General features: G+C 62.1%; 22 protein-coding genes. 6 read left to right on the forward strand and 16 right to left on the reverse strand.

The features are described 5' to 3' along the window. Window positions 1-61: 61 nt before the first annotated feature. The gene (locus tag B5P46_RS27705) at window positions 62-847 is read right to left on the reverse strand and encodes an ABC transporter ATP-binding protein (protein ID WP_129421525.1); all 786 of its coding nucleotides are present in this window, start codon (window positions 845-847) and stop codon (window positions 62-64) included. Window positions 848-941: 94 nt separating this feature from the next. Between B5P46_RS27705 and B5P46_RS27710 the strand changes: the two genes are divergently transcribed. Continuing rightward, window positions 942-1,355, forward strand: coding sequence for a cupin domain-containing protein (locus B5P46_RS27710; RefSeq protein ID WP_003542280.1), 414 nt, complete (start codon window positions 942-944; stop codon window positions 1,353-1,355). 58 nt (window positions 1,356-1,413) lie between these two features. Here the strand turns inward: B5P46_RS27710 and hydA are convergent, their stop codons facing one another. The 3 genes from hydA to B5P46_RS27725 are packed head-to-tail and all read right to left on the reverse strand — an operon-like array spanning window position 1,414 to window position 4,708. Then, window positions 1,414-2,868, reverse strand: coding sequence for a dihydropyrimidinase (hydA, locus tag B5P46_RS27715; RefSeq protein WP_129421526.1), 1,455 nt, complete (start codon window positions 2,866-2,868; stop codon window positions 1,414-1,416). Window positions 2,869-2,870: 2 nt separating this feature from the next. Next, window positions 2,871-3,455, reverse strand: a complete 585-nt coding sequence (locus B5P46_RS27720) for an endonuclease domain-containing protein (RefSeq protein WP_129421527.1) — start codon at window positions 3,453-3,455, stop codon at window positions 2,871-2,873. Beyond that, window positions 3,455-4,708 carry a Zn-dependent hydrolase gene (locus tag B5P46_RS27725; protein ID WP_129421528.1) on the reverse strand — a complete coding sequence of 418 codons (1,254 nt, stop codon included), beginning with the start codon at window positions 4,706-4,708 and terminating at the stop codon, window positions 3,455-3,457. Before B5P46_RS27725 ends, B5P46_RS27720 begins: the two co-directional genes overlap by 1 nt. 301 nt (window positions 4,709-5,009) lie before the next feature. On the opposite strand from B5P46_RS27725, the gene B5P46_RS27730 reads away from it, so the two are divergent. Next, complete coding sequence (locus B5P46_RS27730; RefSeq protein WP_129421529.1) at window positions 5,010-5,660, forward strand: TetR family transcriptional regulator C-terminal domain-containing protein; 651 nt, start codon at window positions 5,010-5,012, stop codon at window positions 5,658-5,660. Between the two features lie 4 nt (window positions 5,661-5,664). Here B5P46_RS27730 and B5P46_RS27735 read toward each other — a convergent pair whose 3' ends face one another. The 3 genes from B5P46_RS27735 to B5P46_RS27745 all read right to left on the reverse strand — a co-directional run bounded on the left by B5P46_RS27735 (window position 5,665) and on the right by B5P46_RS27745 (window position 9,806). Beyond that, the gene (locus B5P46_RS27735) at window positions 5,665-8,232 is read right to left on the reverse strand and encodes an HWE histidine kinase domain-containing protein (protein WP_129421530.1); all 2,568 of its coding nucleotides are present in this window, start codon (window positions 8,230-8,232) and stop codon (window positions 5,665-5,667) included. Further along, window positions 8,229-8,765, reverse strand: a complete 537-nt coding sequence (locus tag B5P46_RS27740; RefSeq protein WP_129421531.1) for a biliverdin-producing heme oxygenase — start codon at window positions 8,763-8,765, stop codon at window positions 8,229-8,231. The genes B5P46_RS27735 and B5P46_RS27740 overlap by 4 nt, the downstream gene beginning before the upstream one ends. Window positions 8,766-8,906: 141 nt before the next feature. After that, a complete protein-coding gene (locus B5P46_RS27745) occupies window positions 8,907-9,806 on the reverse strand; it encodes a LysR family transcriptional regulator (protein WP_129421532.1) in 900 nt (299 codons plus the stop codon). 101 nt (window positions 9,807-9,907) lie between these two features. Here B5P46_RS27745 and B5P46_RS27750 point away from each other — a divergent pair, with 101 nt between their 5' ends. Further along, window positions 9,908-10,930, forward strand: a complete 1,023-nt coding sequence (locus B5P46_RS27750; RefSeq protein ID WP_129421533.1) for a zinc-dependent alcohol dehydrogenase family protein — start codon at window positions 9,908-9,910, stop codon at window positions 10,928-10,930. 58 nt (window positions 10,931-10,988) lie between these two features. Here the strand turns inward: B5P46_RS27750 and B5P46_RS27755 are convergent, their stop codons facing one another. After that, complete coding sequence (locus tag B5P46_RS27755) at window positions 10,989-11,399, reverse strand: rhodanese-like domain-containing protein (protein ID WP_129421534.1); 411 nt, start codon at window positions 11,397-11,399, stop codon at window positions 10,989-10,991. 70 nt (window positions 11,400-11,469) lie between these two features. Between B5P46_RS27755 and ftrA the strand changes: the two genes are divergently transcribed. Further along, window positions 11,470-12,471, forward strand: a complete 1,002-nt coding sequence (gene ftrA / locus B5P46_RS27760; RefSeq protein WP_129421535.1) for a transcriptional regulator FtrA — start codon at window positions 11,470-11,472, stop codon at window positions 12,469-12,471. Window positions 12,472-12,546: 75 nt separating this feature from the next. Here the strand turns inward: ftrA and preA are convergent, their stop codons facing one another. From preA to B5P46_RS27780, 4 genes are all read right to left on the reverse strand, one after another. Beyond that, a complete protein-coding gene (preA, locus tag B5P46_RS27765; RefSeq protein WP_129421536.1) occupies window positions 12,547-13,860 on the reverse strand; it encodes an NAD-dependent dihydropyrimidine dehydrogenase subunit PreA in 1,314 nt (437 codons plus the stop codon). A 15-nt stretch (window positions 13,861-13,875) separates the two neighbouring features. Then, entirely contained in the window at window positions 13,876-15,237 is a 1,362-nt protein-coding gene (locus B5P46_RS27770; protein ID WP_129421537.1) for an NAD(P)-dependent oxidoreductase, read from the reverse strand. Window positions 15,238-15,644: 407 nt separating this feature from the next. Next, window positions 15,645-16,640: a sensor histidine kinase gene (locus tag B5P46_RS27775; RefSeq protein WP_206735418.1), complete on the reverse strand. Its 996-nt coding sequence runs from the start codon at window positions 16,638-16,640 to the stop codon at window positions 15,645-15,647. 192 nt (window positions 16,641-16,832) lie between these two features. Continuing rightward, window positions 16,833-17,627, reverse strand: coding sequence for a response regulator (locus B5P46_RS27780; RefSeq protein ID WP_129421538.1), 795 nt, complete (start codon window positions 17,625-17,627; stop codon window positions 16,833-16,835). A 256-nt stretch (window positions 17,628-17,883) separates the two neighbouring features. Here B5P46_RS27780 and B5P46_RS27785 point away from each other — a divergent pair, with 256 nt between their 5' ends. Further along, window positions 17,884-18,090, forward strand: coding sequence for a NepR family anti-sigma factor (locus B5P46_RS27785; protein WP_129421678.1), 207 nt, complete (start codon window positions 17,884-17,886; stop codon window positions 18,088-18,090). 10 nt (window positions 18,091-18,100) lie between these two features. Continuing rightward, entirely contained in the window at window positions 18,101-18,658 is a 558-nt protein-coding gene (locus B5P46_RS27790) for an RNA polymerase sigma factor (RefSeq protein WP_003542247.1), read from the forward strand. Window positions 18,659-18,907: 249 nt separating this feature from the next. On the opposite strand, the gene B5P46_RS27795 is transcribed toward B5P46_RS27790, so the two are convergent. The 4 genes from B5P46_RS27795 to B5P46_RS27810 form a co-directional block, all read right to left on the reverse strand. Then, window positions 18,908-19,309, reverse strand: a complete 402-nt coding sequence (locus B5P46_RS27795) for a hypothetical protein (protein WP_129421539.1) — start codon at window positions 19,307-19,309, stop codon at window positions 18,908-18,910. Between the two features lie 9 nt (window positions 19,310-19,318). Then, window positions 19,319-19,663: a DUF883 family protein gene (locus B5P46_RS27800; protein ID WP_129421540.1), complete on the reverse strand. Its 345-nt coding sequence runs from the start codon at window positions 19,661-19,663 to the stop codon at window positions 19,319-19,321. A gap of 148 nt (window positions 19,664-19,811) precedes the next feature. Continuing rightward, window positions 19,812-20,606: a heme ABC transporter ATP-binding protein gene (locus B5P46_RS27805; protein ID WP_129421679.1), complete on the reverse strand. Its 795-nt coding sequence runs from the start codon at window positions 20,604-20,606 to the stop codon at window positions 19,812-19,814. A gap of 49 nt (window positions 20,607-20,655) precedes the next feature. Continuing rightward, window positions 20,656-21,768: a FecCD family ABC transporter permease gene (locus B5P46_RS27810; protein ID WP_129421541.1), complete on the reverse strand. Its 1,113-nt coding sequence runs from the start codon at window positions 21,766-21,768 to the stop codon at window positions 20,656-20,658. Between the last annotated feature and the right edge of the window lies 1 nt (window position 21,769).

Consider the following 21,769-nt stretch of genomic DNA (forward strand, 5'->3'; position numbering starts at 1 on the left):
CGACTGCCCCCAGATATTGGCGTTGAGCGTGCCGCTACGGGTAACCCTAGAACTCAACCGCCTAAACCTCATGGCTATGCCCCGTCCTCAGCCCTTCACGGACGCGATGGGCGATTTCCAGGAACTCGGGGGTTTCGCGAATGTCGAGCGGGCGTTCGGCCGGCAGGGTCGAGTCGATCACATCGGTCACGCGGCCCGGGCGCGGAGACATGACCACGATCTTGGTCGAGAGATAGACCGCCTCGGGGATGGAATGGGTAACGAAGCAGATCGTTTTGTTGGTACGGGTCCAGAGTTTCAGCAGCTCTTCGTTCAGATGGTCGCGGACGATCTCGTCCAGGGCGCCGAAGGGCTCGTCCATCAACAGCAGGTCGGCGTCGAAGGCGAGCGCGCGGGCGATCGAGGCGCGCTGCTGCATGCCGCCGGAAAGCTGCCAGGGGAATTTCTTCTCAAAGCCCGAAAGACTGACGAGATCGAGCGCTTCGGCGATGCGCCGCGTCCGGTCGGCGCTAGAATACCCCATGATCTCCAGCGGCAGGGCGATGTTGTTTTCGATGGTGCGCCAGGGATAGAGCGCCGGCGCCTGGAAGACATAGCCATAGGCACGGGCCTTGCGAGCCTCTTCCGGTGTCATGCCGTTGATTGAGATCTCGCCCGACGTGCTCTTCTCGAGATCGGCGATGACACGCAGGAAAGTGGTCTTGCCGCAGCCCGAGGGACCGATGAAAGAGACGAAATCCCCCTTGCGGACATCGAGATTGACATTGCTCAGTGCACGCACCGGGCCGTCATTCGCCTGGTAGGTGAGACAGAGATCCTTGGCGGATACGACGGAGGGTGCTTGCATCAATGCGACCAGTCTTGTTTTCGCCGCGGGAACGCGGTTTGCGTGTTATCATTACTGCCGGTTTTATCGGCGAGACACTCCATGGAGGATGAGGATGGACGTGACATCAAAGCCCACCTGCCACATCGTTCGCCCCAATCATGCCTATGACGGCAAGCAGGGGCTCAGCTATTTCCAAGGGGTCGCCGCCGAGACGGTCGGCGCCAAGGGCATCTGCATGCACCTCCTGACGATCCCGCCGGGCGTCCGCGCCAAGGCGCATCTGCACGAGGCGCACGAGACGGCGATCTACATGCTCTCCGGCGAGGCCCATACCTGGTACGGAGACCGGCTCGAGCATCACGTCATCGTCCATGCCGGCGAACTTTTCTATATCCCGGCCGGTGTGCCGCACCTGCCGGCAAACCTCAGCAGCACGCCGTGCACGGCGATCATCGCCCGCACCGATCCGAACGAGCAGGAAAGCGTCGTGCTTCTGCCGGAGTTGGACGCTTTGGTACCGGCGTGAGGTCATTGGCATAGAGGCAGCGGTCCCCGGTTGATGGCCGTATCGTCATGCGCCATCGTCATACGCCGCTTGCCGGAATGCCGCTACGCGTCACCTTGCGCGGCGCGGTGATGTCCTTCCACTGGGAAAGCGCCTTGCTGACAGCCGTGACCGGCTCGCGCCTGACAAATTCGCCGTGGCCCTCGCGGGTCTTGATGGTGTTTTCCTCGATCGCCACGACGCCGCGTGTCAGCGTGTAGCGGGGCAGGCCGGTTACTTCCTTGCCTTCGAAGACGTTGTAGTCGATCGCCGACTGCTGGGCTTTGGACGAAATGGTCTTGGAACGTTGCGGGTCCCAGACGACGATGTCGGCATCGGCGCCGACAAGGATCGCGCCCTTCTTCGGATAGATGTTGAGGATCTTGGCGATGTTGGTCGAGGTGACGGCGACGAATTCGTTCATCGTCAGCCGCCCGGTGTTGACGCCATGGGTCCAAAGCATGGGCATGCGGTCTTCGAGGCCGCCGGTGCCGTTCGGGATCTTGGTGAAATCACTGAGCCCGAAGCGCTTCTGCGCCGTGGTGAAGGCGCAATGGTCGGTGGCAACGACCTGCAGCGAGCCGGAGGCAAGCCCCGCCCAGAGTGAATCCTGATGCTGCTTGTTGCGGAAGGGCGGCGACATCACCCGGCGGGCCGCATGATCCCAGTCGGGATTGGAATATTCGCTTTCGTCGAGCGTCAGGTGCTGGATCAGCGGTTCGCCGTAGACGCGCATGCCCTTGGCGCGGGCGCGGCGGATCGCCTCGTGCGCCTGTTCGCAGGAGGTGTGGACGATATAGACCGGGCAGCCGGCCATGTCGGCGATCATGATGGCGCGGTTGGTGGCCTCACCTTCCACTTCGGCCGGCCGGGAATAGGCATGCGCCTCGGGGCCGTTATTGCCGTCGGCCAGCAGCTTGGCGGACATCGAGGCGACGACGTCGCCGTTTTCGGCGTGCACCAGCGGCAGCGCGCCGAGTTCGGCGCAGCGCTGGAAGGAGGCGAACATCTCGTCATCGTCGACCATCAGCGCGCCCTTATAGGCCATGAAGTGCTTGAAGGTGTTGATGCCCTTGTCGCGGACGATGGTCTCCATCTCCTTGAAGACCTGCTCGCTCCACCATGTGACCGCCATGTGGAAGGAATAGTCGCAATTGGCGCGGGTCGATTTGTTGTCCCACATGGTCAGTGCTTCGAGCAACGACTGGCCGGGGGCGGGCAGGGCGAAATCGACCACCATCGTCGTGCCGCCGGAAAGGGCGGCGCGCGTGCCGCTCTCGAAATCGTCGGAAGAATAGGTGCCCATGAAGGGCATTTCGAGGTGGGTGTGCGGATCGATGCCGCCGGGCATGACATAACAGCCGGTCGCATCCAGCGTCTCGTCGCCCGAGAGGTTCGGACCAATCTCGATGATCTTGCCGCCGTCGATCTTGACGTCCGCCTTGTAGGTGAGGTCGGCGGTGACGATGGTGCCGTTCTTGATGACTGTGGTCATGATCATTCCCCGTTCTTGTCTGCAGATTGGGCCGGCGAATAGAAGCCGAGCAGTTCTGAGCTGATCTCGATCCGGCCCTGCAAGGCGGCTAGAATCGTTTCGAGTACTGAGCGACGTTCGCGCGAGATTTCCCGATTCCAGAAGCGCAGGACGGAATAGCCATTCACATTGAGCCATTCAGTTCGGCGCTGATCGGACGCGCTTTCGGCATGCTGAAAGCCGTCGACTTCAACAATCAGTCGTTGTTCACGACAGAGGAAATCGACAATGAATGGACCGAGTGGAACCTGCCGTGCGAATTTGTAGCCGTTCAGGCGGCGTGCGCGCAGGTCGCTCCACAGATGGTATTCCTCTTCAGTTTCATTGCTGCGAAGAACCCTGGCCTGGTCGGTCTTGTTGGTACGATGCTTCCGGATATCCTGCTTGATAATTTTCGTCGCGCCCGGAGCCCCCTCATCCGCCCTTCGGGCACCTTCTCCCCGAGGGGAGAAGGGGGAAGCCGCAACGTCCGCCGTTCCCTTCTCCCCGGCGGGGAGAAGGTGGCCCGAAGGGTCGGATGAGGGGGCTGCAGGCGCGACGTTAGCCATCACACCACAATCTCCGCCGTCTCGACCACCGCATGGAACAGCACATCGGCTCCCGCCATCGCCCATTCCTTGGAGATCTCTTCCGCCTCATTGTGCGAGAGCCCGCCGACGCAGGGGCACATGACCATCGTTGCCGGTGCGACCTTGGCGGCCCAGCAGGCGTCGTGGCCGGCGCCGGAGATGATGTTCATGTGGCTGTAGCCAAGCCGCTCGGCGGCGTCGCGCACCGACGTGACCAGTTTCGGATCGAAGGTGATCGGCTCGAAGTGGCCGATCGCCTCGATGGAACAGCCGACGCCGAGTGCATCGGTGATCTCAGGCGCTTTCGCCTCGATCTTTGCCCGCATGCGATCGAGCTTCTCCTTGTCGGGCGAGCGGATGTCGACGGTGAAGACGACCTTGCCCGGCAGCACGTTGCGGGAGTTTGGCGAGAAAAACACCTGGCCGACGCCGCCGACGGCGCCCGGCTGTTCGCCCATCGCCACGCCCTGGACCATCTCCAGGATGCGGGCCATGGCGAGACCGGCATTGACGCGCAGGTTCATCGGCGTCGAGCCGGTGTGGGCTTCCTTGCCGGTTAGCGTGAATTCCAGCCACCAGAGGCCCTGGCAATGGGTGACGACGCCGATCTGCTTTTCCTCGGCTTCGAGGATCGGTCCCTGCTCGATGTGATATTCGAAATAGGCGTGCATCTTGCGGGCGCCGACCTCTTCGTCGCCGACCCAACCGATGCGCTTCAGTTCGTCGCCGAACAGATTGCCCTCAGGGTCCCTGCGATTATAGGCAAAGTCCAGGCTGTGCACCCCGGCGAAGACGCCTGACGCCAGCATGGCAGGGGCAAAACGCGCCCCTTCCTCGTTGGTCCAGTTGGTCACGACGATCGGATGTTTGGTCTTGATGCCGAGATCGTTCATCGTGCGCACGACTTCAAGCGCCGCAAGCACGCCGAGCACACCGTCATATTTGCCGCCGGTCGGCTGGGTGTCGAGATGCGAGCCGACATAGACGGGCAGAGCATCGGGATCGGTACCGGGGCGGGTGGCGAACATCGTGCCCATGCGGTCGACACCCATGGTCAAACCGGCATCGTCGCACCATTTTTTGAAAAGGCTGCGGCCCTGCGCATCGGCGTCCGTCAGCGTCTGGCGGTTGTTGCCGCCGGCTATGCCGGGGCCGATCTTCGCCATCTCCATGAGACTGTCCCAGAGACGGTCGCCATTGACGCGCATGTTCTCGCCTGGTGCTGCCACCATTTTGTATGCCCTCACCTGTTTGCGGCAGTCATGCAAAGCGCATGCCCGCCTGTTCCCGTGGTCCTTTCCTGCGCCGCCTTATTGGTTTTGTCGAGCGCCGGAAAATCGCCAGTTGCCTTTGTTTTGCATCTGGCGGATAATTTGACCGATTGGTAAACATTACAACTTCCACCGCCGGGCTCAAGACGAAAATCACGAAAATTGCCGATAAAAATACGGGCAGTTGCTCAAGGAAGCGGCGGGGATCGTTTCCAACAAAACTTGAGCGAAGAAGTTGAATTTCAAGGGGAAATAACAGTCTGTGACCATACCGAGAGCAGCGAAAACCCTGAGGCGGACGCGAATCCAGGAGGAAAAGGAAGAGCAGATCCTGGAAGCGGCCCTCGACGTGTTTTCGGCAAGCGGCTTTCGCGGCTCGACCATCGACCAGATCGCCGAAGTGGCCGGCATGTCGAAACCCAACCTGCTCTATTATTTCCGCACCAAGGAAGCCATGCACCGGGCGCTGATCGACCGGGTGCTCTACACCTGGCTTGAGCCGCTGCGGGCCTTCGATGCCGAAGGCAATCCAGAGACGGAAATCCGCAGCTACATCCGCCGCAAGCTGGAGATGGCCCGCGATTTTCCGCGTGAGAGCCGGCTTTTCGCCAACGAGGTGCTACAGGGCGCGCCGCATATCGAGGACGAGCTGAAGGGGCCGCTGAAGGAATTGGTCGACGAGAAGGCGGAGGTCATCCGCGCCTGGGCGAAATCAGGCAAGATCGTCACATGCGATCCCTATCACCTGATCTTCTCCATCTGGTCGACGACGCAGCATTACGCGGATTTCGACGTTCAGGTGCGTGCCGTGCTGGGGCAGGAACATTCGGGCGAAGGGCGCTTCGAGGATGCGGCGCGGTTTTTGGAACAGCTCTTCATCGGCGGCCTGCGACCGGATCCCCTTGAGGCGTGAGGGTTTACCCTCTTCTTGGAAGCGGCACCCGGGCAAGAATATCCGTCATGCCTTCCATCGTATAAGGCTTCTGTAGCACGGGCGCGTCCGAGTGGCTGTTTGCCTGGGCGATGCCCTCCCCATAGCCCGTGGCAAAAACGAAGGGCACGCCGTCAGCTGCCAGCCGGTCGGCAATCCCGAAACTCGTCTCATCGCCGAGATTGACATCGAGAAGCGCCAGATCGAAGGACTGGCCAGCCAGAATTTCCATCGCCTCAGTGACACTTGGCGCCGTTGCCACCTGGGCGCCGAGCCGGCGCAGGATGTCCTCCCCATCCATGGCGATGATCAGGTTGTTTTCCACCAGCAGCACGTTCAGGCCGGAGAGTGGCTGATCGTCGGCAATCGTCTTGCGACCGGCCGCTCCGACCGGGGCCGGCTTTGACGGTTCGCTCGTCGGGCCGACGACATGTCGCGCCGGAATGCAGAAATCCGCCTCGAGCCCATCCTTGACGTAGCGGACCTCGGCCTTGCCGCCGAGGTCATAGGGGATCGAGCGGCGGATGATCGTCGAACCGAAGCCATGACGTTTGGGTTCAACAACGGGCGGACCATCCTTTTCGCGCCAGCCAATGCGCAGATTGCGCTCGTCGTCGCGATGCCAGCCAAGCTGGACCGTGCCGCTGCGGGTGCCGGAAAGGCTGCCATATTTGGCGCTGTTGGTCATCAGCTCATGGAAAACAAGGGCGGCGGTGGAAAAGGCGTGCGGTTCCAGCAGCACGTCCTCGCCGCTCATCTGGATGCGTTGCGCATTTTTCCCGAGATAGGCGGCGGTCTCTGCCAGCAGCAATTGCCGGAGCGAAGCAGGTGCCCAGTGATCGCGGGTGATCTGGTCATGGGCGCGGGCGAGCGACTGGATGCGGCCCTCGAGCTGGCGGATGTAGTCGCCAAGGCCGACCGACGTTGCCTGTGACTGCCGGATGATGCCGGTGATGAGGCTCAATATGTTGCGGACGCGGTGGTTCAGCTCGGCAATCAGCAGTTCCTGGCGCTCGTTTGCCACCTGGCGCGCCATGCTGACCTCGTCGGTGAGGCGCAACACCACCTCGATCAGTGTGACGCGGATGGTTTCGGCGACACGGCGCTCGGCCTCCGTGAAAGGAAGGGAGCGGCCGCGCACCAGTTCCGACCAGGCTTCGAAACTCTTGCGCGGCGTCAGCCTCGGGCCATTCGGCCCGTATTCCACCGGCTTGTGCGGGTCGCCGCCCCAGCGGACGGTGCGCACCAATTCCTGACGGAAAAGCACGACATAATCGCGCGGCGAACGCGAGATCGGGATGGCAAGCATGCCTGCCACCGCATCGTCGACCTCAAGATCCGGATAGGCTTCCGCGAGCCTGTCCACGGCATAGACACGGCCGGCGGCGCTGCGGTTGAGATGGCGGACGACAGCTGCGAAGCCTCTCTCATTCGGCCCGATGCCGGCAAGGGCCAGCCGGCCGTTGATCCAGACGCCGATCCCGTCGGCAGGAATGGCGTCGGCGAGCGCCTCGATCAGCCAGGCCGGATCGTCGAGCAGGCTCGCATTGTCTGCGACGGAGGTGAGAAGCCGGTCGGCAATGCGGCGCGCCTTGGTCTCGTAGTCCAGAGCCAGTCGCCGTTCGCGGCTTTCAAGGCGCGACGCAAACATCTGGCCGAAGAGTTCGGCGGTGGAGCGGCTTTGGGCCGAAGGCAGACGCGGGCCGTAGTGATGGCAGGCAAACAGGCCCCAGAGCCTACCATCCACAACGATCGATATGGAGAGTGAAGCGCCAACGCCCATGTTTTTCAAATATTCGATGTGGATCGGCGAGACCGAACGCAATACCGACATGGAGAGGTCGAGCGGCTGGCCGTGCTCGTCGAGCTGCGGCAGGATCGGGACCGGGACGGCGTCGACATCGGCAATGATGCGGAACAGGTTGCGCAGATAAAGCGCGCGCGCCTGTACCGGAATGTCGGAAGCCGGATAGTGCAGCCCGAGAAAGGAGCCGATGCCGGCCCGGGCGGCTTCCGCCACCACTTCGCCGGAACCGCCTTCGTCGAAACGATAGACCAAGACCCGATCGAAACCGGTGAGCGCCCGCGCCTGTCTTGCACCTTCACGGAAGAAAGCTTCCAGTGTTTCCGTGTGGTCGAGGCGCGACATCATGCTGCGCATGGAGAGTGAGGCGGCGTCGTGCCTGTCTTCCCGGCAGCGCTCGCCTTCGATGATGACCTCAGCTCCGTTCAGGTGCACGGCAAGGTCGAACCTGTTTTGACCGGGCATCAGGGCAATGCCGAAAATGCGCTCGACGACGTCGGAACCGCGCAGCGTGGTAAGCTTGTTGCGGATGGCGTGGAGTGCTTCAGGTGTGATCAGAGAGACAACGGGACGGCCGAGCGCTTCGGCCTGTGTCACTCCGAGAAACTCCGCCAGATTTGCGGAGGCGCGCATGACGATCCAATCTGATGATACCGCCATGAGAAAGCCGAAGGGCTGGACCGAGCCGAGCTGGTGGATGGGCTCACGGTCGCAGTTGGTGAGATCGACGGGTTCGTGCGTGCCGCTCATGGGACGGCTTCCAGTTCGGCTTGCCCTGCTTTGAGGAAGAGCTCGAAAACATCGCGGGCTGCGGCGGCGGCAAGAATGGGGTCGTCCACCTTGCTCGCGTCAAGACGATCCATGAAAAGCCGCATGGCGCCCTTCGGGCCTTGCGGGCTCAGGTAATTGCTGGGCAAGTGGTCGGGCACGGCCTCGGCGAGCAGCACGCCGCCGAGCTTGGAGCCTTCAAGGACATAGGCGGCGCCCCAGACCGCTGCTTCGCAGCGCAATGCCGGTTGCGGAAGCGGTACGGGCAATCGATCATCGAGTTCCCGGATGTCGGCGGCCAGCAGGTGCGCACGTCTTCGTTCCGGCCAGTCTGGCAGCAGACTGCCGATTCCTCCATTCTCAAGCGCATGTTCGACTGATGGTACGACCCGGGCATGCGCGCGCAGGAATGCCTTGTAATCCTGCGTGCGTGAGAGGTTGAAACTGCCGAAGAGAGCGTCGACCGCGGCGTGGCAATCTGCAGTTTGTGCGCGGAGGGCGCTGCGAAGTGACATGCTGACCGTATTCCGAGTGATATGGCGGCCGTCCACAACGGACGGTGAACTAGCGGATATACTGCGGCAACGAGTGATTTCCAGGGAAACGTCTAGGAAAAACATGGGTTTCTCGTCGCTCGCAGACGCGCGGCGAGCGCTTCAGCCCATCATTGCCGGCAGTCCGGCGGCGAGTGTATCGATCGCGAGCCGCACCTTCGGCAGCATGACCGGAGAGCGCAGCCAAACGGCATGGGCATCGAAGACATTGGCCGGTTCCTGCTTCAACACCTGAATGAGCCGGCCTGCAAGCACCTCCTCGCGGATCAGCCAGCAGGGGAGCCAGGCAAGACCGCGCCCGGCGACGGCGGCATCGGAGATCGAAGCGAGGTCGTCGAGCCGCAGTCGCGCCTTTGGCGGCATCCGCCGCCCGGGATCGGTCGCAGTCGGAAAAATCCAACCCTTGTCGTCATCGCCCCGCCTGTAGACGATGCCCTCATGCTGGGGAATATCGAAGACTGTCTGCGGCGCGCCATGTTTTTCCAGATAGGCGGGCGATGCGCAGACGGTCATGCGCTGGCGGGCGATTGCCCGGGCCATCAGATCCGGATTGTCCTTCAACGGCCCGTTGCGAATGACAAGATCGAAGCCGTCCTCGAGCAGGTCGACGATACGGTCGTTGAAGGAAAGGTCGAGTTCGAGGTCCGGATGTTCATCGAGCAGGCGTGCCAGGACCGGCGCGATGCAATGGCGGCCGAAAAGCACAGGCATCGAGATACGCAGTCGGCCGCGCACGTCACGCCGACCGGATTCCAGCATGGCTTCCCCGAGGCGAATTTCCTCCACCGCCCGCAGGCAGCGCTCGTAGAAGAAACGGCCTTCCTCGGTAAGGCTCTGCATGCGTGTCGTACGGTTGAAAAGCCGCACGCCGAGACGCTGTTCCAGCCGTGCGATGGTCTTGCCGACCGCCGAACGCGTGAGATGGAGCCGCTCGGCGGCGGCCGAAAAGCCACCTGCCTCGACGGCTTCGACAAAGATCGAGATACCTTTCAGCTGTTCCATTTGTTTCCTTCTTGGAACCATTCTGGAGAATTAATATCGCAACTGGTGCGAAATATTCAACGATATCCTTGTCCTCCCTGCAATGAACAAGGAGCAAGACAATGCAGACAACACGGCAATGGCAGATCGACGCGGTTGGGCCGGACCGCCAGCTGACGATCGGCGAGCGGAGGCTTGAACCGGTTTCGGGAAATAGCGTCCTAGTGCGGACGGAAGCCGTCTCGCTCAATTTCCGCGACCGGCTGGTGATGGAGAGCGGCATGGGGTTGCCGCTGCAATTTCCCTTCGTGCCGGCTTCCGATATGGCGGGGGTCGTCGAGGCAGTCGGACCCGAGGTCAGCCGTTTCAAGCCGGGCGATCGGGTCATCTCGACCTTTTCGCCTGACTGGATCGACGGACGCGGGTTGGGCGATGCGCGCACACCACCCTATAAGACGCGCGGTGGCTTTTATCCTGGCGTCCTCTCCCAATACACCGTGCTGTCGGAGGAATGGTATTCACGCGCGCCCGATACGCTCGATGCCGCGCAGGCAAGCACCTTGCCCTGCGCCGGGCTGACTGCCTGGTTCGCACTGATCGAACGCGGCGGTCTGAAAGCCGGCGACAAGGTGCTGGTGCAAGGCACCGGCGGGGTGGCGCTGTTCGGTCTGCAGATCGCTAAGGCGCATGGCGCGGAGGTCTTCATCACATCGGGCAGCGCAGAGAAGCTCGAACGCGCCGTTGCCCTCGGCGCCGATCACGCGATCAACCGCCATGAGGGCGACTGGGTTGAGCAACTCTATCGGTTGACCGGCGGCTATGGCGCCGACCACGTGCTCGAGATCGTCGGCGGCCCGCATCTCGGCCAGGCGTTGAAGGCGGTGGCGATCAATGGCCGCATTTCCGTCATCGGCGTGTTCGAGGGGTTCGAGGTTTCCGGCCCGGCCGGCCCGCTGCTGCTCAAGGCGCCGGTTGTGCAGGGCATTTCCGTCGGCCACCGCCGTGCGCTTGAAGATCTGGTGCGGGCAATCGACCAGACCGGGCTGAAGCCTGTGATCGACAAGCGTTATGCCTTCGACGAGTTCCTTGAGGCGCTCGATCATCTCTATCGCGGGCCTTTCGGCAAAGTGGTCGTCGAGTTCTGATGATCGCGATTCAATGTGTTACAGCACCGCGCGTCTAAAAAGACGCGCGGCCCTGTCGTCAGGCGGCAGTGGAAACGCCCTGTTCGAGGGAGAAGCCTTCATCGGCCCAACCGGTCATGCCGCCGATCATCAGCTTCACGGACAGGCCGAGACGGGAGAGGCGAAGTGCGGCCTTGTCCGCCCCGTTGCAATGCGGGCCGGCGCAATAGACGACGAACAGCGTTTCGGCGGGCCAGGTCGACATGCGGTGCGCCGTCATCTTGCCATGTGGCAGGTTGATGGCGCCGGGAACATGGGCCTGTGCGAAGAGCGTTGGCGAGCGCGCGTCGAGAAGTACGAAATCGACCTTGCCCGACGCAAAGGCGGCGTGAACATCGGAGCAATCGGTCTCGAAGGTAAGCTTGGCTGCATAATGGGCAGCGGCGATATCAGCGGCTGCGGCGGGGATTTCTGCGACGGGGCTTGGCATTTGTGATTTCCTTTTTTCTGAAGTTGCCGCCCGGTATCGCCGATGCTAGAGCTGAGCGAAATTGGCCATCATGACCGACAGCGTAAAGATCATGCCAAACTCATCGCCGCAGCAGACCCAAGGACCGCTGGTCGCCGCACTTGCCTATGACGGGCTCTGCACCTTCGAATTCGGTATCGCCTACGAGGTCTTCGGCCTGCCACGCCCGGAGATGGGGGCGGATTGGTATCGTTTCTCGGTCTGCGGCATCGAACCAGGGCCGCTTCGCGCTGCGGGAGGGCTGACGGTCGCGGTCGACAAGGGACTGGAGGTGCTTGATGAGGCGGACCTGATCGTCGTGCCCGGCTGGCGGGCGATCGATGCGACGGTGCCGGCACCGCTCGCCGTAGCGCTCAGGGCAGCGCATCAGCGCGGCGCGCGCATCATGTCGCTCTGCTCGGGCGTTGCGGTTCTTGCCGGATCCGGGCTGCTTGCCAACCGCAGGGCGACGACACATTGGCGCTATGTCGCCTCGATCGCTGCACGTTATCCCGACATCACGCTCGATGCCGACGTTCTCTACATGGACGAGGGTAGCCTACTGACGGCGGCGGGGAGTGCCGCCGGGATCGATCTCTGCCTGCATGTGGTGCGCGGCGATTTCGGTTCGAAGGCCGCAAACAGCGTGGCAAGACGTCTCGTCGTGCCGCCGCACCGCGAAGGCGGACAGGCGCAGTTCATTCATGCACCGGTTCCCGAGGAACGCGAGGGTATCCGCTTGGGCCCGCTGATCGAATGGATGCGCGAGAGCCTTTCCGAAGATCAGCCGATCAGCCTGCTTGCCAAAAGAGCGGGCATGAGCATGCGCACCTTCCAGCGGCGCTTCGAAGCGACGACGGGTCTCAGCGTCGGCGAATGGCTGCTGAAGGAGCGGCTGCGGCATGCCCGCGACCTGCTGGAGAAGGAACTTGCTGTTTCGCTCGACGACATCGCCGCCGCCAGCGGCTTTGGAACACTGGCGACGATGCGGCATCATTTCCGCAGGCGGCTCGGAACGAGCCCGAGTGCCTATCGGAAGTCATTCGGTGATTAGACTGACTTGGCACTTCGAACGTTGCCGGCAGGATGTGACGCCGCGGATCGATCTTCTCCGCGGCGTTGCGAATTCTTACTCCGCCGCCTGGCGCGCCATCGGGTTGTTCGGGTGCGTCGTCCAGTTGGCGTAGTTGGGGTCAACGACGCGACCGGTGCGCTTGTCGAGGGTGCCGGCGGGAAGCTGCTCCATGGTGATGCAGTTCTCGACGGGGCAGACGCTGACGCAGAGATTGCAGCCGACGCATTCCTCGTCCATCACCTCGAAATGGCGAGCGCCGTCGACGAAGTTGGTGATCGCCTGGTGCGAGGTATCCTCGCAGGCGATGTAGCAGCGGCCGCATTTGATGCAGGCGTCCTGGTCGATCTTCGCCTTGGCGATGTAGTTGAGGTTCAGATATTGCCAGTCGGTGACGTTGGGGACGGCACGGCCGGTAATGTCGTCGAGGTTGCGGTGGCCCTTTTCGTCCATCCAGTCGGAGAGGCCAGTGATCATCTCCTGGACGATCTTGAAGCCGTAGGTCATCGCCGCCGTGCAGACCTGGACGTTGCTGGCGCCGAGGACGAGGAATTCGGCCGCGTCGCGCCAGGTGGTGATGCCGCCGATGCCCGAGATCGGCAGGCCGTAGGTTTCTGGATCGCGGGCGATCTCGGCCACCATGTTGAGCGCGATCGGCTTTACCGCCGGGCCGCAATAACCGCCATGGCTGCCCTTGCCGCCGACAGTCGGGTTGGGGGCGAAGTTGTCGAGATCGACGGAGACGATCGAATTGATCGTGTTGATCAGCGAGACGGCATCGGTACCGCCGGCCTTGGCGGCGCGGGCGGGGCGGCGGACATCGGTGATGTTGGGCGTCAGCTTGGTGATGACGGGCATGCGGGTGTACTGCTTGCACCAGCGCACGACCATCTCGATATATTCCGGCACCTGGCCGACCGCCGAGCCCATGCCGCGCTCGGACATGCCGTGCGGACAGCCGAAATTGAGTTCGATGCCGTCGGCGCCGGTCTCTTCGACCAAGGGCAGGATCGCCTTCCAGGCCTCTTCCTCGCAAGGCACCATGATCGAGGCGATCAGCGCCCGGTCCGGCCAGTTCATCTTCACCTGCTTCATTTCGCGCAGGTTGGTGTAGAGGTCGCGGTCGGTGATGAGCTCGATATTGTTCAAGCCGAGCAGGCGGCGGTCGGCGCCCCAGATCGCGCCGTAGCGCGGGCCGTTGACGTTGACGACGGGCGGGCCTTCCTCGCCCAGCGTCTTCCAGACCACGCCGCCCCAGCCGGCCTTGAAGGCGCGCTCGACGTTGTAGGCCTTGTCGGTCGGCGGCGCAGACGCCAGCCAGAACGGGTTCGGGGATTTGATGCCGACGAAATTATTGCGGAGATCAGCCATTGTTCATTCTCCCCTTCAAGCAACCGCGACAGCCGGAGCGGCTGCTGCGGTGAGGGCACGATGGATGGATTCAGCGGCGTCGCGACCGTGGGCGACGGCCGAAACCGTGAGATCGTCGCCGCCGAAGACACAGTCGCCGCCGGCCCAGACGCCGTCGAGCGAGGTATGGCCTTGGTCATCGACAGCGATGCGGCCGGATTCCATGCGCAGCGAACCGAGACTAGAGGCGTCAAAGCTCTGGCCGATCGCCTTGAAGATCTGGTCGGCGGCAATGACACCGGTTTCGCCGGCGCCGACCAGGCGGCCTTCGAGAATCCTCGTATATTCCACCTCGATGGCGGCGACTTTGCCGTCCTGCGACAGGATCGATTTCGGCGCCAGCCAGTGGCGGATGATGACGCCCTTAGAGCTTGCCAGATCCTGCTCGAATTCGGAGGCGTTCATCTGTTCCTTGCCACGACGGTAACAGATCGTCACCTCCTCGGCGCCGAGCAGCTTTGCCTGCACGGCAGCGTCGATCGCCGTCATGCCGCCGCCAAGGACGACGACGCGGCGGCCGATGGCGATTTCGCTTTTGTCTTCGGCCTGGCGGAGGGCCGCGATGAAATCGACGGCATCGTCGACGCCCGCAAGGTTTTCGCCCTCGATGCGCAGCGCGTTGACGCCTGCAAGGCCGATACCGAGGAAGACGCCGTCATATTGCGCCTGCAGATCGGAAAGCGAGAAATCGCGGCCGAGACGCTGCCCATGCCGAACCTCGATGCCGCCGATCGAAAGGACGTAATCGACTTCCTTCTGGGCGAAGTCGTCGACGGTCTTGTAAGTGGCGATCCCGTATTCGTTGAGACCGCCGGATTTTTCCCTGGCGTCATAGATGACGACCGAGTGGCCGTTGACGGCCAGGCGATGGGCGGCGGCAAGTCCGGCTGGGCCTGCGCCGACGACGGCGATCGTCTTTCCGCTCGGTTCGGCCCTGGCATAGAACTGCCGCCCGGCGTGCATGGCGGCATCGGTCGCATAACGCTGCAGGCGGCCGATCTCGACGGGCCGCTCTTCAGCCGTGTTGCGCACACAGGCCTGTTCGCAGAGTTCTTCGGTGGGACAGACGCGGGCACACATGCCGCCGAGGATGTTCTGGTCGAAGATCGTCTTTGCCGAACCGATCGGATTGCCGGTCGAAATCTGGCGGATGAACAGCGGAATGTCGATCGAGGTGGGACAGGCCGTCATGCATGGCGCGTCATAACAGAAATAACAGCGGTCGGCGGCGACCAGCGCCTCGTGATTGTCGAGGCGCGGATGAAGATCGGAAAAATTAGCCTCATACTCGGCGGGTGAAAGCCGGCCGGCATGAATCCCGGTTTCCAGTCGTTCCATTGAAGTTCCCTCATTATTGGTAAACGGCCTGTGAGGGAAAGCGTAACTCAGGTTTAAAAATTTATCAAACGGTAAAATTTTTACGATTTTCTCTTCTGGCCTCCCAAGTAATGCACTGTTTTCGTTAGGAGAATTTACCCGACCCTCGTCGATGAAATGACTGGGCGTGCGGCAGGAGAAAGGCATCCGAAAAAAGATTCAAAAAAGTCGATTTTTTTGTTGGTGGCAGGGAACCAAAGTTTGATGTCGTCGTTATTGCGATATCCGGATGGTGATCGCATCGACCCAACATGCGCGCCCCCAACCCACTGTCCGGACGTACTCACGGTCCCCTCCCGGTGAGTGAAGACAGCTGGTGCGCCGCCCTCGCACCGGCTGTTTTTCGTTTTCGGCTGCCTCCCGGCTTTTCACACGCGCTTGAAGATCTCGAATTCGCTTTCCGGAATGGTCAAACGATATTCGATGCGACCGGGAATGAGGTTCAACTCCGCCCTGCCATTGACCGACGAGGGCACGACACGCTCCAGCACGGTGCGTCCGAAGCTGTTGTCGCTGAATTCGTGGATTTCCGACTGATCATGCAGCACTTCCGCCCAGGCGATTTCGATCGCCTTCCTGTCGTTGATCATGGATTCGCGGCAATTCAGCGTGATGGAGGCGGCGCCGCCGGCAATCGCGCCAAAAGAGGCGGAGTTGACGATGAGTTCGTGGAGAGCGAGCCCGAGATGCACGGCGGCATTCGGCGTCAGATGAGCGTTGATGCCATAGATCGGCATCGAGCCGGCCGTCTCCGGCCAATAGGGGGCAAACTGCTTTTCAGCGAGTTCGAAGAGATAGGCGCCGCGCCAGCTCGAATCCGTGATCAGGTCCTGCGAGTTGGAAAGCGATTGCAGCCGTCCGCGGAATTTGAGGAGGAAACTGTCGAGAGAGAGCGTGTTACGGGCCGTCTGCGTGGCAATGCCCTGTATGATGGCGAGAAGGTTCTTGGAGCGGTGCGAGAGTTCGCGCAGCAGCGATTTCAGAACTTTTTCACGATGCCGGCTCTCGGTGACTTCAGCCATGACGGACAGAAGTCCATGTGCGCCACGTTCGCCGGTACGCTGGATCTTCAGTTCATACGTGCGCCTTTCGCCGTCGACGTCGATCTCGACCTCGGCATTGTTGGGGATGCCGGTTTCCAGCACCTTGTGCTTCAGCGCTGTTAGATATCGGCCGTGTGCATCGCCAAAGAGGACAGCGTCGCTGCCGCCAGGCACAAAGAGCGCTGCAAAATGCGGCGGCAGATTTTCGGCGTAGAAGATCGAAAGTCGGGCGTCTTGGCAGAGGATTGAAATCCCGGCGCTGCCGAGCGCGCGTTCCATCATTGCGGCTTTGCCTTCGAACGTGAAAGGCATGCCGGACAATGGTTCAGTCGTATTCACTCGGCCGCCTTTCCTTGTGACATCTTGAACGTCGCTGAAGGGAGCGCCCTTCCAGACACCGCCTGTCAACTCTAGAACAAAGCGCTGCAAAAACCGTTAAAGCCACCGGAGCGTCCCGGTAGCACCGGAACGCCTGCTTTGGCGATTTGGTTCCGAAGGCCGGAAAATTGCGTCTCAGGCGGCCACTCTGGTCGATTCGTTGAAGAAAAGAGCCTGGCTGATCAATGCCTTGACCATGTCGGGATTGAAGGGCTTGGTGACAAGGAAAGTCGGTTCCGGGCGCTCGCCGGTCAACAGCCGTTCCGGGAAAGCGGTGATGAAGATCACCGGTACGCTCGACGTCTTGAGGATGTCGTTGACTGCGTCGATACCGGAGCTGCCGTCGGCAAGCTGGATGTCGGCCAGCACCATGCTCGGCTTGGTCTTGTTGTAAAGCGCCACGGCCTCGGCATGCGTACGGGCAATGCCGGTGACGCGATGGCCGAGGCTTTCGACCATCTGCTCGATATCCATGGCGATCAGCGGTTCGTCCTCGATGATCATGATATCTGTTGCGACCTGACGGGAAATCTCCTGCGACGCTACGTCGAGCAGATGCATGACATCCTGTTCCCCGGTTTCCAGGATCTCGGCGATTTCGGCGACGCGAAAATTCTCCACGGAGGCGAGCAGGAAGGCCTGACGGGCGCGCGGCGAAACCTTGGAAAGGTTCAGCGTGGCGCGTTGCTCCCAGGCATAGGGCGAAGTCGGCTCTGGAATCTGGACTGCGGTGGAACCAAACAGTTGCGTGAACAGTTTGTAAAGTGCGACCCGGTCATTCGCCGTATCCGGGAAAATCGACAGATCGGCGATGATGGCTTCGAGAACCGCGGCGACATAAGCGTCGCCCGAAGTCTGAGTGCCGGTAAGGGCGCGGGAATAGCGACGCAGATAAGGAAGGTGCGGCGCAATCCGAGTAGAAAGTGTCATTAATGGCTCCTGCATACAGGCCGGCATTGGCTTCAATGAGCGGTTAACGTCGCTTTCATAAAAAAGTTCCGGAATGGCAGGAACTTTTTTCGTTGCGCCGCATTGTTCCAGCCGACGAAGAAAGGGCGTAGCGTTTTGACCCATGCAGCGGCAAATCCCAGCGACATCGACAATGCAAGGTTCGATGTCGATGGTTGAAATCGTGATTGATCCCATCCCCGCCCCTCGAACAGACAACCGGCGAGAAGACGAATTGATGACTACACGCAAGAAAGAAGCAGCCGATCAGCGAAAGCTGGAGCTGCAGGCAAGTGACATCCTGGACCCGAACAATCAGATCGGCGTCAGGCTGCGGTCGCTTTATGCGGCTGCACAGGATGAGGCGATCCCCGATCGTTTTCTCGACCTTCTCGAAAAGCTCGACCATGCTGAAATGATGGCTTCTGCCAAGATAGCCGAATAGGATCGCTCGCATGGAAGATAAATCGCAACCCAGCTTTAAGCGGGAACTGCTGGCGGCACTCCCAAGTCTTCGCGCCTTCGCAATCTCGCTCATCGGGCGGCACGACCGCGCCGACGATCTCGTCCAGGACACCATCATGAAAGCCTGGGCCAAACAGGATCATTTCGAGATGGGCACCAATATGAAGGCCTGGCTCTTTACGATCCTGCGCAACGAACTCTACAGCCAGATGCGCAAGAGCGGCCGCGAAGTGCAGGACAGCGACGGGCTGTTCACCGAATCGATGGCGATGCACCCTTCGCAATATGGCGCGCTCGATCTGCAGGACTTCAAGAAGGCGCTCGACCAGCTGCCGCCGGATCAACGCGAGGCGATCATCCTCGTCGGTGCCTCGGGTTTTTCCTACGAGGAGGCGGCCGAAATCTGCGGTTGCGCCGTGGGCACCATCAAGAGCCGCGTCAACCGGGCCCGTCAGCGGTTGCAGGAGTTGCTGCAGATATCAGGCGAGGCTGATTTCGGCCCCGACGCCACCTCGGCGCCGCTGACATCGAAGGCTTTCGCGTTCTGACAAGAGTTATATCCGGGAGGAAAGCCGGCCGCCTTCGGGCGCCGGCTTTTTTTGCTTTGTTATGCCATTGATATGATTGTGTATCCGCCCCTCATCCGGCTGCCGCCACCTTCTCCCCGCAAGCGGGGCGAAGGGAAATGCCGCGCCCATACCGTTCCCACCTCGCTCTCGCAGGCACGTCCCCTCTTCCCGTTTTTTACGGGGAGAGGGTTAGGGTGAGGGGCAGCCGCTTGCTGCACGTCTGATCAATCAGTCCTCGCGCTTCGAGCCCACCAGATTGGCCGCGACGATTGCCGCCAGAACGCCGGCGGTCAGGAGCGGCTGGGCGCGGATAAGGCCGAGCCCGACCGTTGCCAGCGATTCCACCGCAGCACGGCGTTCACGGGCGCGGCGTGCTTCCCGGGTGTTGATGATCGACATCGCCACCAGGGCGATGATGGCGATCAGCAGCGCGCAGGCGGCCAGGAAGAGGGCAGCGCCGACCGGGCCGTAGATGCCGGCGAGCCAGATCGCGCCGGCGGTGACGGCCAGCGCATAGGCGGTGAGAAGGAAGAGCACGGCAAGCGCAATGAAGATGCTATTGCGCTTGGCGCGCGCAACGGTTCGGTGCACGCTTGCGCCCGTCAGCAGGCTGAGGATCGAAAACAGCATCGCGCTTCCTCAGCGCCGGGCGAGGAAGGCGATGGCAAGGCCGAAAACGGCTGCGGCGCCGATGGTTGCCAGCGGATGCTTGCGCACGGTATCGCGCATTTCGGTCGCGCCGCGCTCATAGCCGCGCTGCAATTCGCGTAGCAGATCCTCGCTGCGGCCGAGAAGTTCCTCATAGCCGGCGCCGGCCTGGCTGCGGATTTTTTCGCCCTGGTGGCGGGAGCTCTTGCCGACGAGGCGCGTCAGTTCCGCGAGTTCGTCGCGAAGCGCCTCGACCTGCTCCTCGATGCCGGATTCCAAATTGTGGAAGGTGCCGTTGCGGCGGCTGCGGCCGGACTGGAAGATAGAATAGCTCATGGCTGTCTCCATTGGCTGGGGCGCGCGCAAGCCCGCCTGTTTCGTACGAGGGTCACCACCGTCCGTTGCATGAATGATATCGCCCGGCATTGACCCAGATCACTGCCGGAAACGTACCGGACGATCAAAAGTTCCGCTCGCGCGGCGGTCAGGGGCGGGAAATGGCGCTGTGGGCGAGCACGAAGGGTGTACCGTCGGCCGGCACCTGGTTGATCCGCAGCGCGCAGCCGAATACCGAGAGCATCGTTTCGTTCGTCAGCACTTCACCGATGCCGCCGGCGGCGGCGAGGCGGCCGGATTTCATCAGCACGATGCGGTCGGCAAAGAGCGCCGTCAGGTTGAGATCGTGCATGACGGCGATGACACCGCCGCCGCGTTCGCAGAAATTGCGGGCGAGCGTCATGATGGTCAACTGGTGGCTGATGTCGAGGCTCGAGACCGGCTCGTCGAGCAGCAGCCAGCAGGGCTTGCCGTCGACGATGGGCTCGGCGATCTGGCATAGCACGCGGGCAAGCTGTACACGCTGCTGCTCGCCGCCGGAGAGTTCCTGATAGAAACGGCCTTCGAAACCGGTCAAGTCGACGGAGGCAAGCGCTGCGGCCGCCGTCTGCTCGGCCTTGTCGGGATGGAGGTTCAGGCCTGATGTCAGGCCCATGCGGACGATCTCGCGCACGGTAAAGGGAAAGAAGATCGTGCTTGCCTGCGGCAGCACGCCACGAATGGCGGCAAGCTGCCAGGGTTTCAGCCCCTTCACCTCCTCGCCGCCGATGCGCACCGAGCCACCATAGGCAAGTTCGCCGGAGATGGCTTTCATTGTCGTCGTCTTGCCGGAGCCGTTCGGCCCGGCAATCGCCGTCAGCTGGCCGGCCTTTGCCGTAAAAGTGACGTCGCTGATGATGGTCTTGCCGGAAAGGCGCACGGAGACGCCGGAAACTTCGATCATCGCAATGTCACTCATAGGGGTCACTCACGCGGGTCACTCACAGGGGCACTCACAGGGCAAGGCGCGAACCTTGCTTCAGCAGGATCCACAGGAAAAACGGGCCGCCGACCGCCGCGGTGATGATACCGATCGGCAGCTCGGCCGGGGCAACCAGGGTGCGCGCCAGGACATCCGCGAAGATCAGCAGGGAGCCGCCGAGCAGAGCTGCGGCCGGCAGCAGGAAACGATGGTCGGGGCCGATCGCCATGCGCAGGATATGCGGTACGACGATCCCGACGAAACCGATGCCGCCGCTGACGGCGACGGACGCGCCGGTCGCCGCGGCGACACCGACGATCGCGACATTCTTCAGCCGCTGCACCGGAACGCCCATATGAAAGGCGGCCGCCTCGCCGAGCGTGATGGCATTGAGGCCGCGAGCCATAAAGGGCAGGGCGGTGAAGGACAAGAGGATGATCGGGCTGGCGGCGGCGATCTTCGTCCATGTGGCGCCGGCAAGCGAGCCCATGCTCCAGAAGGTCAGGTCGCGCAGCTGTTGGTCGTTGGCCATGTAGATCAGCAGTCCCGTGATGGCGAGGGCGAGGGCGCCGAGCGCGATGCCCGCAAGCAGCATCGTCGCCACCGAGGTTTGTCCGTGACGGGTGGCGATCCTGTAGAGCAGCAGCGTCGTGACGAGGCCGCCGCCGAAGGCCGCCGCCGGCAGAGCGTAGATACCGAGAAGCGCTTCGAGCGGAGCTGCGAGGCCGCCGCCGAGCACGATCATCGCGACCGCGCCGAGGCTTGCGCCGGAGGAGACGCCGACGAGGCCGGGATCGGCCAGCGGATTGCGGAACAGGCCCTGCATCACCGTGCCGGAGACGGCCAGCGAGGCGCCGATCAGGAAACCGAGGATCGCCCTGGGCAGGCGGATATCGAAGATGATGATCCGGTCACGCGTGCTGAGCGCCGCCTCGGAGCCGGCCATGTTGCTGATGACGTCGAGGATCGAGGCATCCGAGGCGCCTGTCGTCACCGAAAACAGCATCGAAAAGACCGAGCCGACGACGAGCAGCGCGATTGCCAGCAAGGCGAGCCGCGTCCTGTCGCCCGCCTGCCTGATTTCGCGGATGTCCGCCATCGGGAATCGTCGCCTTTGTTCGATCATGGCTTGCGGCAGGGCCATG

Source organism: Rhizobium leguminosarum (assembly GCF_004123835.1).
In the GTDB taxonomy this organism is placed as follows: Bacteria; Pseudomonadota; Alphaproteobacteria; order Rhizobiales; family Rhizobiaceae; genus Rhizobium; species Rhizobium leguminosarum_M.

Bases quoted from the DNA above. Each gene is read 5' to 3' on its own strand.
- B5P46_RS27705 (WP_129421525.1), bottom strand. From the start codon at position 847: ATGCAAGCACCCTCCGTCGTATCCGCCAAGGATCTCTGTCTCACCTAC.
- B5P46_RS27710 (WP_003542280.1), top strand. From the start codon at position 942: ATGGACGTGACATCAAAGCCCACCTGCCACATCGTTCGCCCCAATCAT.
- hydA (WP_129421526.1), bottom strand. From the start codon at position 2,868: ATGACCACAGTCATCAAGAACGGCACCATCGTCACCGCCGACCTCACC.
- B5P46_RS27720 (WP_129421527.1), bottom strand. From the start codon at position 3,455: ATGGCTAACGTCGCGCCTGCAGCCCCCTCATCCGACCCTTCGGGCCAC.
- B5P46_RS27725 (WP_129421528.1), bottom strand. From the start codon at position 4,708: ATGGTGGCAGCACCAGGCGAGAACATGCGCGTCAATGGCGACCGTCTC.
- B5P46_RS27735 (WP_129421530.1), bottom strand. From the start codon at position 8,232: ATGAGCGGCACGCACGAACCCGTCGATCTCACCAACTGCGACCGTGAG.
- B5P46_RS27740 (WP_129421531.1), bottom strand. From the start codon at position 8,765: ATGTCACTTCGCAGCGCCCTCCGCGCACAAACTGCAGATTGCCACGCC.
- B5P46_RS27745 (WP_129421532.1), bottom strand. From the start codon at position 9,806: ATGGAACAGCTGAAAGGTATCTCGATCTTTGTCGAAGCCGTCGAGGCA.
- B5P46_RS27750 (WP_129421533.1), top strand. From the start codon at position 9,908: ATGCAGACAACACGGCAATGGCAGATCGACGCGGTTGGGCCGGACCGC.
- B5P46_RS27755 (WP_129421534.1), bottom strand. From the start codon at position 11,399: ATGCCAAGCCCCGTCGCAGAAATCCCCGCCGCAGCCGCTGATATCGCC.
- ftrA (WP_129421535.1), top strand. From the start codon at position 11,470: ATGACCGACAGCGTAAAGATCATGCCAAACTCATCGCCGCAGCAGACC.
- preA (WP_129421536.1), bottom strand. From the start codon at position 13,860: ATGGCTGATCTCCGCAATAATTTCGTCGGCATCAAATCCCCGAACCCG.
- B5P46_RS27770 (WP_129421537.1), bottom strand. From the start codon at position 15,237: ATGGAACGACTGGAAACCGGGATTCATGCCGGCCGGCTTTCACCCGCC.
- B5P46_RS27780 (WP_129421538.1), bottom strand. From the start codon at position 17,627: ATGACACTTTCTACTCGGATTGCGCCGCACCTTCCTTATCTGCGTCGC.
- B5P46_RS27785 (WP_129421678.1), top strand. From the start codon at position 17,884: ATGACTACACGCAAGAAAGAAGCAGCCGATCAGCGAAAGCTGGAGCTG.
- B5P46_RS27790 (WP_003542247.1), top strand. From the start codon at position 18,101: ATGGAAGATAAATCGCAACCCAGCTTTAAGCGGGAACTGCTGGCGGCA.
- B5P46_RS27795 (WP_129421539.1), bottom strand. From the start codon at position 19,309: ATGCTGTTTTCGATCCTCAGCCTGCTGACGGGCGCAAGCGTGCACCGA.
- B5P46_RS27800 (WP_129421540.1), bottom strand. From the start codon at position 19,663: ATGAGCTATTCTATCTTCCAGTCCGGCCGCAGCCGCCGCAACGGCACC.
- B5P46_RS27805 (WP_129421679.1), bottom strand. From the start codon at position 20,606: ATGATCGAAGTTTCCGGCGTCTCCGTGCGCCTTTCCGGCAAGACCATC.
- B5P46_RS27810 (WP_129421541.1), bottom strand. From the start codon at position 21,768: ATGGCCCTGCCGCAAGCCATGATCGAACAAAGGCGACGATTCCCGATG.